General features: G+C 63.2%; 13 protein-coding genes. 4 read left to right on the top strand and 9 right to left on the bottom strand.

What is annotated here, in order from left to right; translation table 11 throughout:
* The first annotated feature begins 63 nt into the window (after nt 1-63).
* The gene (locus tag DT068_RS03870) at nt 64-1539 is read left to right on the top strand and encodes a class I adenylate-forming enzyme family protein (protein WP_119388467.1); all 1476 of its coding nucleotides are present in this window, start codon (nt 64-66) and stop codon (nt 1537-1539) included.
* A gap of 3 nt (nt 1540-1542) precedes the next feature.
* Here the strand turns inward: DT068_RS03870 and DT068_RS03865 are convergent, their stop codons facing one another.
* Genes DT068_RS03865 through DT068_RS03850 form a run of 4 tightly spaced genes read right to left on the bottom strand, consistent with a single transcriptional unit; the run spans nt 1543 to nt 5097 of the window.
* A complete protein-coding gene (locus tag DT068_RS03865; RefSeq protein WP_119388466.1) occupies nt 1543-3378 on the bottom strand; it encodes a TRAP transporter permease in 1836 nt (611 codons plus the stop codon).
* 59 nt (nt 3379-3437) lie between these two features.
* The gene (locus DT068_RS03860; protein WP_119388465.1) at nt 3438-4424 is read right to left on the bottom strand and encodes a TAXI family TRAP transporter solute-binding subunit; all 987 of its coding nucleotides are present in this window, start codon (nt 4422-4424) and stop codon (nt 3438-3440) included.
* Between the two features lie 38 nt (nt 4425-4462).
* The gene (locus tag DT068_RS03855; RefSeq protein WP_119388464.1) at nt 4463-4768 is read right to left on the bottom strand and encodes an outer membrane protein; all 306 of its coding nucleotides are present in this window, start codon (nt 4766-4768) and stop codon (nt 4463-4465) included.
* Entirely contained in the window at nt 4765-5097 is a 333-nt protein-coding gene (locus DT068_RS03850) for a hypothetical protein (RefSeq protein WP_119388463.1), read from the bottom strand. The genes DT068_RS03855 and DT068_RS03850 overlap by 4 nt, the downstream gene beginning before the upstream one ends.
* Nucleotides 5098-5268: 171 nt before the next feature.
* On the opposite strand from DT068_RS03850, the gene DT068_RS03845 reads away from it, so the two are divergent.
* Nucleotides 5269-6006 (top strand): FadR/GntR family transcriptional regulator, encoded by a 738-nt coding sequence (locus tag DT068_RS03845; RefSeq protein ID WP_119388462.1) that lies wholly within the window; start codon nt 5269-5271, stop codon nt 6004-6006.
* 89 nt (nt 6007-6095) lie between these two features.
* On the opposite strand, the gene DT068_RS03840 is transcribed toward DT068_RS03845, so the two are convergent.
* The 5 genes from DT068_RS03840 to DT068_RS03820 form a co-directional block, all read right to left on the bottom strand.
* Complete coding sequence (locus DT068_RS03840; protein ID WP_119388461.1) at nt 6096-7034, bottom strand: dihydrodipicolinate synthase family protein; 939 nt, start codon at nt 7032-7034, stop codon at nt 6096-6098.
* Between the two features lie 133 nt (nt 7035-7167).
* Nucleotides 7168-7947 carry a DeoR/GlpR family DNA-binding transcription regulator gene (locus tag DT068_RS03835; protein WP_119388460.1) on the bottom strand — a complete coding sequence of 260 codons (780 nt, stop codon included), beginning with the start codon at nt 7945-7947 and terminating at the stop codon, nt 7168-7170.
* Nucleotides 7948-7985: 38 nt separating this feature from the next.
* Nucleotides 7986-8930: a phosphotransferase gene (locus DT068_RS03830; RefSeq protein WP_119388459.1), complete on the bottom strand. Its 945-nt coding sequence runs from the start codon at nt 8928-8930 to the stop codon at nt 7986-7988.
* Nucleotides 8927-9859 (bottom strand): phosphotransferase, encoded by a 933-nt coding sequence (locus tag DT068_RS03825; protein ID WP_119388458.1) that lies wholly within the window; start codon nt 9857-9859, stop codon nt 8927-8929. The genes DT068_RS03830 and DT068_RS03825 overlap by 4 nt, the downstream gene beginning before the upstream one ends.
* 275 nt (nt 9860-10134) lie before the next feature.
* Entirely contained in the window at nt 10135-11394 is a 1260-nt protein-coding gene (locus DT068_RS03820) for a Zn-dependent hydrolase (RefSeq protein WP_368904413.1), read from the bottom strand.
* Nucleotides 11395-11579: 185 nt separating this feature from the next.
* Here DT068_RS03820 and DT068_RS03815 point away from each other — a divergent pair, with 185 nt between their 5' ends.
* A complete protein-coding gene (locus DT068_RS03815; RefSeq protein ID WP_162913991.1) occupies nt 11580-13172 on the top strand; it encodes an ABC transporter substrate-binding protein in 1593 nt (530 codons plus the stop codon).
* Between the two features lie 68 nt (nt 13173-13240).
* Nucleotides 13241-14227 (top strand): ABC transporter permease, encoded by a 987-nt coding sequence (locus DT068_RS03810; protein ID WP_368904411.1) that lies wholly within the window; start codon nt 13241-13243, stop codon nt 14225-14227.
* Nucleotides 14228-14239 lie beyond the last annotated feature (12 nt).

The following is a 14239-nucleotide window of genomic DNA, read 5'->3' as shown; positions in this document are numbered from 1 at the left end:
CTATTGCGCCAAACGACGGAGCGCCTATGACATGGTCGCCTCGACTACAGATCAGCGGCACCCATGACGGCCCGTAATCTTTTCGATCTCCTGCGCTCCCCCATCGAGGGCAGTCCGGGAAATGTCGCCATTGTGACCCCGGACGGCCAGGAAATCACCTATCGCCGGCTGGGCGAGACAATTGCGCGTTTCGCGCGCCAGGCGCGCGCGCATGGCGTTGCCGCGGGACAGCTCGTGGCTGTAAATCTCGCACATCCCGCCGCCGTCGTCTGCATGATCGTCGCTTTGTCGCGCATCGGCGCCGTGGCCGCCATCGGCGACAAGGGCCGGAATATGATTGACGCTGGCGTCAAACTTGACGGCGCCATCAGCGACAACATCGATTATGCCACGGAGCCTGGGACGATCCGTTTCGACCAGAGCTGGGCGGCGGAAGCCGGTGAAGATATCGAAATCGCCGGCGAGGTCGAGCGCCGGCATGCGGAGCTGGCGTTCATCTGCGGCTCTTCCGGCAGCACCGGCGAGCGCAAGTTCTTCACCCTCGATTTCGCCACGCAGATCGCCAGGCTGACCTTGCAGGACCGCATGCATGGCACTGTCCATGCGCGCCGGCTGATCACCCCCGGCATGTCGGCCATGTGGGGATTCCAGAACGGATTCAGGACGTTGCGCTCGGGAGGACTGCTGATATTCCCGTCCCGCAACGCCGCCCATACGATCGGCGAAGTCGACCGGCTCGCCATCGCAGAGATCATGACGACCCCCAATCTGCTGATCGATCTCATCAATGCGCGCACCGACGGCCACAAGCTCGAGGCGCTCAAGCGGGTCATCATCGGCGGCAGCCCCGCTTCCATCAGCCTGATCGAGCGGGCGCGGCTAAGACTGTGCCCGGAGATCGTGAGCGCCTATGGCGCGACCGAGACCGGCCCGACCGCAACCGGCACCTTCGATGTGATCAGCGACCGGCCGGGCGCTGTGGGAAAGATCGCCGACTGGGTCGAGATGCGGGCACTGGCGCGCGACGGCAAGGTGCTGCCGGAGGGAAAGACCGGGCGCATCCAGATCAGGGTGCCGGATCTCTACCGGCCCTCCTCCTCCATCACCGCCGGCGCAACCGGATCGCCCTATGACGAGGAGGGCTGGTTCGAGCCCGGCGATTTCGGCTGGATCGAGAACGGCATCCTCGCCCTCGAAGGCCGTTCGACCGACCTCGTCAATGTCGGCGGCAACAAGCTGTCGGCGCACCGGCTGGAGGAATTCACCGCCAAGTCGCCGAGCGTGGTGCAGGCGGCCGTGGTGAGCCGCAAGAACGTGGCCGGATTCGATACGGTCTGCGTCGCACTGATCGTGCGGCCCAATTTCGCGCTGCCGCTGCTCGATGAGAGGCTGTCGCGGCGCATCGGCAAGATCACGCCGCGCCGCTATCTCGTGCTCGACAAATTCCCGTTGCTGCCTTCCGGCAAGGTCGACCGGCAGAAGCTCAAGACCCTGTTCGCCACCGTCGCCGATCACGGCACCCGCATATTGTCGGGCTGAGAGTCACCGCCGGGCAAGAACCAGGCCGCGGCCGAACCACGCGATGATCATGACCGCCAGGATGAGCCGTATGACATCGGGGGCGGCCGGCACAACAAGAACAACCGCCAACACCGCAAAGCCGACAGCTTGCAGCAGGTTCTTCGCACGAAGGCCGGCGAAAGCCGCACAGGCCGACAGCGCCGCGGCCAGCGCCGCAATCAAGGCGGTCAGGATCTGCCAGGGCGACCCGATGAGCAGCAAGGCCGGGTCATAGACGAAGACGAAGGGAATCCAGAAGATGACGACCGAGAAGCGCATGGCTTCGCGGCAGGTGGCGGAGAAGCCGGCGCCCGTGAGCCCGCAAGTGGCGAGGCAGGCAAAGGCGACGGGCGGCGATATCATCGACAGCATCGCCATATAGAGAACGAAGAGATGGGCGGCCAGCACGGGAATCCCCAGCGCCACCAGGCCCGGCGCCACCAAGGTGGCGCTGATGATGTAGACCGCCGCCGTGGATAATGTGAGGCCGAGAAGGTAGCTCGCCAGGGCCGCCACCAGGAGGGAAAGGAACAGGCTCTTGCCGCCGATTTCCTCCAGCATCAGCGCCAGGGTGACACCGAGGCCAGTGGCGTTGATGACCGCCAGCATGACGCCGACAATGGCCGCCGTCACCACCAGCGGCACGAGAATGGCGGCCACTTCCGTCAACTCCCGATGCAGCATCTCGGCTCTCCATTCGCCGCGCCGGCGCAGCAGCGCGACGGCACCGCACAGGAGCGTGCCGATGACGGCGGCCCATTCCGGCGCATAGGCAAACCAGAACAACAAGGCACAGATGCTCGCCAGTATCGCCGCGAAGAGGCCGAGCGATGCCAGGGCCGCGGTCCGGCCGATCGATTCCGGCGCGGTGGCCTGCGGCATGACGGACTCCTTGCCGATGCGATGCGCCTCGAGCAGGAGGACGAAATAGAACAAGACCGCCGGCAGCAATGCCGCCAAGGCGATCTCGGCATAGGGAATGCCGGTAAATTCCGCCATCAGGAAGGCGGCAGTGCCCATGACCGGCGGCATCAGCTGGCCGCCCGTCGAGGCCACCGCCTCGATGCCACCGGCGGTCGCCGGCCTGACGCCATAGCGCATCATCAGGGGAATGGTGACGCTGCCGATGGTGAGAACATTGGATGTGGCATTGCCGCTGATCGTGCCGAACAGGCCCGAGGCCACGACCGCGGTCTTGACGGGTGCTCCGGCATTGCGCCCGCCCAGCCACAGCGCCAGGTCGTTGATCATGCCGGCGCCGCCGGCGAGGAGGAAAGCACGGCCGAACAGAACGAATGTCGAGACCGTCAAAGTGACGACAAGCAGCGTCTGGCCGATGATGGCATCGCTGCCGAAGGTCATATAGGTGAAAAAGGTTTTGGGGCTGCCGCCCAAAGAAGACAAGGTGTTGGGAAAATTCATCGCCGCGAGACCATAGGCGAGGAAAACCGCGATCAGGCAGGTGAGCCCCTTTCCCGCCAGGAACCAGCCGGCGATGAAGCATGTGGCCATCATGAGGCAGGAAAGAATGAGGCCTTCACGGCCCTCACCATAGAGCGACAGAGTAAGCGCCGGGAAACGGATGAACAGCCATCCGCACAAAATGAGCATGGCGGCGGCAAGCAACGGGCGCAGGCCCGCCGGCATCGCCGGCCCATAGGCCAGCGCCGCCCAGGCCAGACAGAAGCCGAGCTCGGCAATCGCGAATTGCTCGACCAGCAGATGGGGCTGCAGGAGGCCGAAGGGATCGAGCACCCAGAGAATCGGCCAGGCGATGAGGCAGGCCGCCAGGGCGCCGGCCAGGCGCGCGCCGGACATGCTGTACGTCACAGGCATTCAGCTGCCGGATATGACAACCGGCAACCGCATCTCACCGTTCAGGGACTTGCCGGCCACAGCTGGTTCTCGCGATAGAATTTCTCCGCGCCAGCATGATAGGGAATGCCGATATCGCCAACAATGGTCTGGGGCGTCTGCCAGGAGAATGACGGATAGGCGCCGACCAGGGTTTCGTGCTTTTCCAGCATGGCGGCGATCAGCGGCTTCATGACATCCGGCGTCACGCCGTCATGCGTATAGAGGTAGAAGTCATAGGCGAGGATGCGGACCGGCCTGTCGGCACCGGCGCCTGCATCCTTGGCATCAAGCAGTTCGGTGCGCGCGACCGGAAGCACGGCCTTGATCTTTGCATCGACATCATCACCTGCAGGCAAGTCCAGCAGCCTGACGCCGCCCGCCTTGCGGGCGAGCTCCTGGTCCGCGCCCGAGCCGATGATGAAGATCGTCGCATCGGTGCGCCGCGCGAGGAAGGCCTCGCGCATGGCCTGGAAATCGGCGACCTTGACCGATTTCACATCCCCGTAAGTGAGATTGGCCGTCGATAGCATGGCGGCCACCAGGCTTTCGCCCGTGGTCGTGGTGGCAAACCCCGACGGCAGGTTGCGGTCCTTGAGATCGGCGAGGCTCCGGGCGGGATCGTCGGCACGAACCGCAAGTGCGAGGCGGAACGGGAACAGGCGCGCCACCAGGCGCAACGACTTTGCCTGGCGATCCTTGAAGACATTGGTGCCGGTCCAGGCCGCCGAGAGCTCGGCGCCATTGGACAGGCCGAAAGGAAGCTCGCCGCGCTCGACCAGCGGCACGGCCTGGCCGGTGCTCTTGAACGGCTTGGGCAGCAGATCGAGCCCCGCCCCTTCCTTCACCGCCTTGGCGATCGCCAGAGCGATGCCATAGGAAGGCGAGCCCGGCGGCGTCGCGCCGATGCCCAAAGGCTCAGCAGTGGCCGGCAGCGCGGCATGCGCCAGGAGAAAGGCGACGCCCAGGCCCGACAGAAGACCACCAATGCCCCGAGGAAACAGGTTCATGTCGAAATCCGAGAAATAAGGCGCTTGGCCAGCGAGACCTAGAACTGAAAAAGCAGGCCGCCACGCAGCGTCGTGTCGGTCCAGTCGCCGGAATAGTTATCCTGCACCGTGGATTTCCGGCCGTAGTCGTCGTGGAGAATTTCAACGCGCGCCTTCAGGCGTTCGGTGACGGGCCAGTCCACACCGGCGCCGATGGAGAACCCGGTGAGCGTGAAATCGTCGCTCTCGGTCTGGGAGTTATTCTCATTCTCGAACTCAGCGATTGCGAGGCCGGCCGCGATAAAAACATCGGCAGAACCAAAGCTTCTTCCGGCGCGGGCGCGCAGATGCGCGTTGTAGTTCATATCCGACCACTGAAATCCCGGGGGAGATCATTGTCGCCAAAATCGCCGAGCGGAAGGCCGATGTCGCCTTCAATGCCGAAGAGCCATCCATCGCTGCGGGTGTCGATGCCAACAATGGCACTCAGAATGCCAATATCCTCATCGGTTTCTATATTCACGTCGTTGGCAGAATAGCGATGCTCCGCCTCGCCCGAGAGATACCCCCCGGTCGCGCCGATATAGAAATTCATGTCATCAAGAAGTGACTGCGCATCCGCCACGGCCGGTGAAAGCGCGGTCATCCCGGCCATGAGCGCAGGCGTGGCGGACAGTTGGATAAGCTTCTTCATTTTGTGATCCCCGTAACCCTGATCTGCATCATATCTCATTACGGCAGGATTTCCAGAGTCAACTGACGGTTGTGACTTTGGAACACAAGCGGGTTAACGCCCTGTCAATTATCATATAATTAGACATCGCTTGCCAAGGCCCCGGCGAATCTCCGAAGATCGGCGCCCATCATGTCCAAGCATCCAAGGCTTTCGCTGGGGCGGACGCAGAAGCGCAACCTTTTCGCACATGTCGTCGAGGATCTCGGCACCCGGATCATCAAAGGCGATCTCACGCCCGACGAGCCCTTCCCAATCGAGGCCGATCTCGGCCGCGAATTCGGCGCCAGCCGGTCGGTGATCCGCGAGGCGGTCAAATCCCTGGCGGCGCGTGGGCTCATCGAATCGAGGACGCGCACCGGAATCCGGGTCATGCCTCCAATCCACTGGAACCTGCTCGATCCCGAGGTGCTCAGCTGGCGCTACAGCACCATGGCGCCCTTACAGTTCTATGACGAGCTTTTCGAAGTCCGACTGATGATCGAGCCGCCGGCGGCGGCGCTGGCGGCGCAACGGGCGAATGCCAGCGATGTCGATGAGATCACCGCGGCCTTCGCGGAAATGACGCGGGCAGGCCGCAACGGCTCGGCCCAGGTGGACGCCGATCTCAGATTCCACCGCGCCATCCTGGCCGCAGGCCAGAACGCGTTGCTGCACCAGATGGGCCATCTGATCGCGGCCGGCCTCCATATCAGCCATCAGGCGGCGCGCGAATCCTTCACCATCTTCCTGCCCCAGCATGGCGATGTGCTGGCCGCCATCCGGACGCGCAATCCGCAAGCGGCGCGGCGCAACATGGAGAAGCTCCTCAACGAGACCTGCCACTTCATCACCAGCCACTTGAAGGCGCCCAGGAAACGGACACGATGACCTGATCCGGGCAATCGAGCCGCCGGACGCTCTCAAGAGCATGATGGCCGTCGCCCTCACGCTCAGCTTTTTGTCTGCGCATGCTCCGGTCAGGCAGCGATGGCGAGGCCGACATCCGGCAGATGCGGCCGCGTGGCGAGCGCCGTCTTCATCATCGCGGCGATCCCGGCCTCTTCCGTCTGCGACAGAGCCAGGCGCGGCGGCCGGGTCAGGCGCGAGCCGCGGCCGGCAATGTGCTCGCACAGCTTGATGCACTGGACGAGGTCGGGGCGGGCATCGAGATGGAGCAGCGGCATGAACCAGCGATAGATCGCCATGGCCTCGGCATAGCGGCCCTGGCGCGCCAGCCGGAACAGGGTCTCGCCTTCGCGCGGGAAGACATTGGAGAGGCCCGACACCCAGCCCACCGCGCCGACGGCGATGCTTTCGAGCACGACGTCATCGAGGCCGGCAAAGAGGGTGAAACGGTCGCCGGTGAGATTGGCGAGGTCGATGAAGCGGCGCGTGTCGCCCGATGATTCCTTGAAGCAGACGATGTTCTCGACATCGGCAAGATCGGCCAGCATCCCGGGCGTCACATCGATCTTGTAGATGGGCGGGTTGTTATAGACCATGACCGGCAGGTCGATCGCCTGGGCCACGGCGCGATAATGCGCCACCGTCTCGAAGGGCTTGGCCGAATAGACGAGGGCCGGCATCACCATGACGCCGTCGAGACCGATGCGCTGGGCGGCGCGCGCCGTTTCGATGGCGAAAGGGGTGGTGAATTCCGCCACGCCGCCAATGACGGGGACGCGGCCCCTGGAAACCGACTTCGCCATCTCATAGACGGCGAGCTTCTCGTCGCTCCTGAGCGAGCAGCCCTCGCCCACCGTGCCGCAGATGATGAGGCCCGAGACGCCGTCGCGGACAAGGCCTTCGATGACTTTCGCCGTGGCGGCGAGATCAAGGGTGAAATGCCCATCATCCTTGAACTGGGTGGTGACGGCCGGGAAGACGCCGGTCCAGGAACAGCGGCTCGATGTCATGGGATCCTCGCTTGAGACTATCGGCGTCTTCTACAGCAGAAATCCCAATTTGTCTATTGAATATTTTATACAATCTATCGAATGGTCATCCAGATTTCTTCATCTATTTGATATTGCGAGGAATTCTTAAGCGTCAGGTCCTGATCGCTATGCCGGACCGGTCAAAGCGCTGCAGGAACTCGGCCGGCGGCGGCTTGTTGGTGACAACGGTCAGCGCATGGTCGAGGGGATAGGTGATGATCGAGGCGCGCCGGCCGAATTTGGAATCATCGCAGACGATGACCACCGGCTGCGCATTGGCCGCCACGATGCGGCGCAGGTCGCTTTCATCCTGGCTGTAATCCATCCAGCCGAATTCGAGATCGCAGGCGGCGATGCCGACGATCGACAGGTCGAAGGCGAAGCGGCGCACATAGTCGCAGGTCTCATGGCCGACAATGGCATTGTCGTTCTCGCGCAGCATGCCGGGCGTCATGCGCACCCGGAGCCCCGCAGTATGGGCGAGGATCTTGCCGATATCGAGCGAGTTCGTCGTCACCGTCACATTGGCGACAGTGCGCTTGGCGAGCGCCTGGGCCACCGCGACCGGCGTCGAGCCCGTGTCCATGAAGACCGACATGCCGTCCTTGACGAGATCGGCGGCGATCTGGCCGATATGGATCTTCTCGCGCGCCTTGACGCGCGAGCGCTCGAGAATGGGCTGCTCGCGATCGACCTCATGGCGCACCGCCCCGCCATGGACGCGGCGCAACAGGCCCTGCCCCTCGAGCTCGCTCAGATCGCGGCGGATGGTTTCCTCGCTCACCCCGAAAGCCGGCGCCAGCACCCTGACCCGCAGGCGGCCCGAGGCCTCGAGCTCACGCAATATGGATTCGTGCCTGATCACGCTCAGGGCCGGCAGGTGCTGATCCATCCATGTCCCATCATTTCCAGCTCGCCTTGCGCTCCCGATTATACGAGATGCAGCCAGTTCGTCCAACGCCGATCGTCCATATAGAGGCGGGCGCGCATGAACTTCCAGACGCCGTATTTGTGATAGTCGAAATCGAGCGAGGAAATGCGCTCCTGGACCATCGCCCACAAAGCCCATTTGAAATCGGCCACCGCGCGCATCACGGTCAGGCGGGCGGGATGCTGCCTCGAGTCCGATTTGAAATAGCGCCGGGCGATCGCCTCGACTACGCAATCGCTGTAGAACATCTCGCCGATCCACACACCCAGATCGTAATAGCGCTCATTGTTGGAAGCCCATTCGAAATCGACGAGCTTGACCTGGTTGTCGGACGACAGAAGGAAATTGCCGGGCATCGGGTCGTTGAAGCAGGCGGTGATATCGAGGCCGGAGGCGGTGAAGGCGTCCCTGGCGGCCCGGTATTTCTCGTGAAGGACGGCAAAATCGGCGGGCAATGTCGCCTTGAGCTCGCGCACCTGGCCGATATGCTCCTCCACCATGTCGAAGATGGTGCGGGTGATCATGAGGGGCGGACAGGTGTGGAATTCGCGATAGAGATCGGTGACGCGGCCCCAGATCTCGGGATCGAGGAAATCGACATTGGTCGAGGCGCGATAGCCTTCCATGAATTCAGTCACTTCGAGGCCGGAGACGGGATCGAAATAAACGACCTCGGCGCCGACGCCGCGCTCATGCGCCAGGCGCGCCGCCTGGTTGGAGGCCTTGCGGTTGATGAAGAGCTCGCTCCCCTTGCCCGGTATCTTCAGGAAATAGGGGCGCCGATGGCCGGCGACCTCGATGCGCCAGTTGGAATTGGAGAGCCCGCCGCCGACCATCGAATAGGTGACGCGGCCCTTCTGGAACAACGGCACCGCGGCGATCGCCCGCTCCGCTTCGCGTTCGGCCTCGGTGCGCGCCTGGCCAAGCTCGAGTTTCCCGCTCATAGACGCCCCAGCAATGTCTCGAAATCCGGATGGCGCATCGCCATGCGGGCGCGCAGCAGGCGCCATTCGGCGAATTTCAGATACTCCACCGCCTTGCGTGGCGAATGATGCGAGGTGAGGAGACCGATCATCGTCCAGCGCAGATCATCGGCGACGCCATAGAGCCTGACGCGGGCAAAGAGCTTTTCATCGAGACAGCCGTGGAAGGCCTCGAAGGCGGATGCGGCTTCGGCCGGAAACCAGAAGGCCTCGACCAGATGCGAAGCGATATCCTCATAGGGGTCGCGATTGGCCGCGAGATCATAATCGAGGAGGCGGACGGCGCCGCTCTCATGGACCATCACATTGGAGGCGTTGCCATCGCCATGGGCGGGGCGCAGATCATGACCCGCCGCCTTCACCGCCGCAGCGACGCGGCGGATATTGGCGATGAGCCGATCATAGTCCTCAGGGACATAGGCCTTGCCCGCCAGCAAGGCGTCATCGAGCGCATCGATATGATCGAAGACGGTGAGATCGCGCGGCAGCTTCGGCCCCTGCTGCAGCGACTTGCGCAAAGCGAGCACCGCGAAGCCATGCCGGCCTGAAGGTGCCAGATCGGCGAGCGTGGCGGCGCGCCAGCCCTCGGTCAGGGCCTCCATCACCAGAAGGCCATGCGCCGGATCCTGCGCGATGATCCGCGGCCCGACGCCGATCCTGCCGGCATGAAGGGCCGCCGCCATGATGGACGGCATATGCGCATAGAGGGCGATTTCCGGATGATAGGCCTTGGCGAAGATCGCCGGCTCGCCTGAAATGATGATGCAAGTGGCATCGATGCCGCGCCAGCTCGGCGAGGCATGCGGCGCGCAGGCATCGCGCCAGGCATTTCCGGCACGCCCCGCGAGCCTGGCGATGCTCTCCCTATCCTGCGCAACCGATCCGAACATCCACCCCCTCAGGCACTAGAGCAATCGCACGTGAGAATTCCTGGTCCCGGCAAGCCGTCTCCAATTTTCCCCCTCGCCCGTTGCGAAGCAATGGGAGAGGGTGGCCGAAGGCCGGGTGAGGGTTCTTTGGCACCCAAGCGACATAGTTTAAGAAAGAGCCCTCATCCGCCCTTCGGGCACCTTCTCCCATCCTCCGGACGGGAGAAGGGAAACTAGAGGGAGCGCATTCTCTTTCCCAAGCGCTTCGGCAAAATTCCATATGTGATAACCCTACCTTAACTCCCACCGCTCTCGACCAGCTTTCTCAGCATTATGGTGAGGACATCAAGCCCCAAAGCGAGATCGGCGGGCTCGGTGCGCTCCAGCGGCGTGTGGCAGAGGCCGCCGATGCTCGGCACCGCGATGACGATCGAGGGCGCGAAGGGGGCAAGGCGCACCGCATCATGGGCGGGGATGGTGTCGAGGGCCAGCACGCCGACGGAAAGGTCGCGCGCCGCCCTGTCCGCCAGGTCCGCAAGCCTGTCCGAGAACTGGCCGGGCTTTCGATATTCATCACGCTCGATTTCCATGCCGGTCTGGGTGGCTTTCGCCGTCTCGGCGATCGTGGCTTCGAGGCGCGCAAAGGCGCCATCGATCACCGCCTCTTCCGCCGAGCGCAATTCGATGAAGAGGCGCACACGGCTCGGCACGACATTGGGCGAATTGGGCGACACTTCGATGCGCCCGACGGAAGTGTGCATGACATCCTTCGGCGCCTCATCGGCGAACTGCCGGACCGCGGTGATGATGCGCGCCGCCGCCTGGAGCGCATCGCGGCGCTCGCTCATCAAGGTCGGACCGGTATGGGAGGGCGCGCCATCGATGCGCAATTCGATCTTGCGGCAGCCCCACCAGCGCTTGAAAATGCCGAAGCGCAGATTGCGCCGCTCCAGGACGGGGCCGCATTCGACATGCAGTTCGACATAGGCCTGAGGCATTGCCGGCGCTGCATCGCTGCCGAGCCAGCCGATGCCGGACAGAGCCTCAGCCACGCTCACGCCATCGCCATCCTTGCGGGCGAGCGCGTAATCGAGCGCGAAGTCGCCGACATAGGTGCCGGAGCCCAGGGTGGAAGGCTGCCAGCGTGCGCCCTCCTCATTCGTCCAGGCGGCGACACACAGATTGGCCCTGGGCTTGAGACGGCCGGCTCCGGCTTCCTGGGCAAGGGTTTCGGCGGCGATGCAGCCGGCGACGACACCATAGGTGCCATCGAGGCAGCCGCCATTGGGCTGGCTGTCGATATGAGATCCCGTCATCACGAGGGGCGCATCAGGTCCGGCCAGCTCGATGATGCCGAACATATTGCCGATGCCGTCGACGACGACGCGATGGCCGCGCTGCCCGAACCAGTCGGCGAGATGGCGGCGCGCCTCGCCATTGGCCGCGCTCCCTTCCGGGCGGTGAATGCCGCCTTCCGGGGTCGCTCCGAAACGGGAGAAGTCGCGCAACAGCGCATGAAAGGCGGCGTGAGGGCCGATGGTTGCTGCAATATTCACGAAGTCATGCCCGATAATGTGAGATTTCTTTGAAACAGGCATAATCCCTCTTGACCTGCAGCGCAACTGCCTTGTAAAAAATCCACCAATTAAAGGGTAAACGCATATTCCTTCTGGCAGCGGTCGCGTTGCGCCTCAGCTCCATGTTGGAAAATGTGTACTTATAAACCATGGGGAGTGAACGCATGACCATTCGCAAGGGACTTCATCTCAGCCGCCGGTCCTTCAACAGCCTCGCTCTTGGAGGCCTTGCCGCCCCGGCGCTTTCCGCTCCTTTCATCCGGCGCGCTTATGCCGATACGCGCAAGACGCTGATCTTCGGGTCGGGCGAGCCGGTAACGGCCAGCTTCGATCCCACCTCGCATACCTCCCTCGCCCAGATCAATCTCGAAGGCTTCATCTTCGGCCAGCTCTTCCGCACCCCGATGCGGCCGGAGAAGCCGGATGAGATCGTGTGGGAGCTGGCGACGGGCCAGAAGATCATCGACAATCACACGATCGAATATTCGCTGCGCGATGGCGTCAAATTCCATGACGGGGCGGATTTCTCGGCCGAGGATGTGAAGGCCTCGCTCGAATATGCCTCACAGGCGACGCGTCCCGCCGCCTGGTATCCGGGCCCGGTCGAAGTCCAGGTCGTCGACCGGCTCACCGCGCGCGTCTCGACCAAGGCCGGCGGCTATCCCGCGAGCGCGCTCTATTTCCTGATGGGCTTCCTGCCGATCATGTCGAAAGCCGATGTCGCCGATCCCAAGCGCCTGCAGGCGCATCCCAATGGCACCGGACCTTTCCAGTTCGTCAAGCAGGACGGCAATTCGACCGTGCTCAAGGCCTATGACGGCTTCCAGAACGGACGGCCGCTGCTCGATGAATTGCGCTTCAACTATATCGGCGACGCCACCACGCGCGTGCTGGGCCTGCTCGGCGGCGAGATCGACATCATCGAAAGGCTGGAGCCCGAGCAGTATGAGACGCTGGTCTCCGACAACCGCGTCAAGACGCACCGCACCATCTCGACCGAGAACAAATATCTCCACTTCCGCTGCAACAAGCCGCCCTTCGACAATCCGGTGATGCGCCGTGCGGTGGCGCATGCGATCGACCGCGAGCAGATCATGGGCGTCATGGGCGTCGCGGGTCATGCCTCGTCCAACTATATCTCGCCGCTCAAATTCGGCTATGCCGACCTGCCCAACTATCCGACCTACGACCCGGCCAAGTGCCAGGAGCTCCTCAACCAGGCGGGCTATCCCAAGGGCCAGGGCCTGCCCGAGCTCGAATATCTGGTCGGCACCGGCTTCTATCCCAAGACCAAGGAATATGGCGAGGTGATCACCGCGATGCTGCAGGAGCAGGGCATTCCGGTGAAGCTGACGGTGCTCGAGGTGGCGGCCTGGGTCGAGAAGATCTACCAGGCGAAGGAAGGCGTGCCGCATGACAACATGGTCGATGTCGGCTGGTCGACCGGCTCGCCCGAGCCCGATCTGGTGCTGCGCTCGATGTTCTACGGCTCGGCCGGACCGCAGGGCGGCCTCATCAACGGCATCAGGGACAAGGAAATCGACGAGGCGCTCGATCTCGAACGCGCCGCCGCCGATCCGGAAGAGCGCAAGAAGATCATCCAGACGGTGACGACGCCCAGGATCGCGGAAAAGCTGCCGTCCTTCTCGCTCTTCACCTCGGTCAACCTGCATGCGACAAGGGCGAGCCTCGATGGCGCCTATTTCTATCCGAATGGCCCTCTCGATGTGACCAAGGCGCAATATAGCGCTACATAAATACAAGATCTCTGCCTGAAGCGATCGACATGCGGGATGGGCGAATGTCGATCGCGGGAGAATGGTGATTGGGTTTCGTACTCCGCTTCCTGCTGCGACGGCTGGCGCAAGGCGTGGTGATCATGCTCATCGTCTCGATGGCCATCTTCACCATCCTGCGCTGGGACGACAGCAAGAAGGACACGCCGGCGCGGCTGATCCTGGGCCCGATGGCGACACAGGACGCCATCGACAGAAAGACCGAGGAGCTCGGCTTCAACGATCCGATCCCGACCCAGTATCTGGCCTATATCATCAAGGTGTTCGAGGGCGATCTCGGCACATCCTATATAAGAGCCGAAAGCGGCATGTCGCTCGGCGCCACCCAGGACGATATCCAGACGCAACGCGCCAGCGTGCTGAGGCTGATGCTGGGCGCCCTGCCGATGACGCTGCAGCTCGCCGCCGTGGCGCTCCTCATCGCCATGTTGATCGCCGTCCCGATCGGCGTCGCGGCCGGGCTCAACCAGGGCCACTGGCCGGACCGGCTGGCGGTCTATCTCTCCTCGGTCTTCGTGTCGCTGCCCAATTTCTGGCTCGGCATCGTGCTCGCCTTCCTGCTGACCGCCCAGCTCGGCTGGCTGCCCTCGATCGGCTATCGGGGCTTCACCTATACGATCCTGCCGGCGACGGTGATCGCCATCGAAATGGCACCGCTCTTCATCCGCTCGCTGTCGGTCTCCATCGCCGCCGCGGTGCGGCAGAATTTCATCGCGCTGGCGCATGTGCGCGGCATCCCGTCCCACACGATCTTCCTGCGCAATGTGCTGCGCAATATCGCGGTGCCCAATCTCAATCTGTTCGGGGTGCAGATCGGCGCTCTGGTCGGCGGCGTGCTCATCGTCGAATATATCTTCGACTATCCGGGCTTCGGGCTCCTGACCGTGCAGGCAGTGAGCCAGCGCGACTATCCGGTGATCCAGGGAATCTCGATCATATCATCGGCGATCTTCGTCATCGCCAATATCCTCGTCGACCTGGTGAGCGCCAAGATCGACCCGCGCGTGGAGCTCTGAATCGTGACCGAC

This window comes from Taklimakanibacter lacteus (assembly GCA_003576695.1).
GTDB classification, from domain to species: Bacteria; Pseudomonadota; Alphaproteobacteria; order Rhizobiales; family Aestuariivirgaceae; genus Taklimakanibacter; species Taklimakanibacter lacteus.
This window is presented reverse-complemented; position numbering and strand designations above follow the sequence as displayed.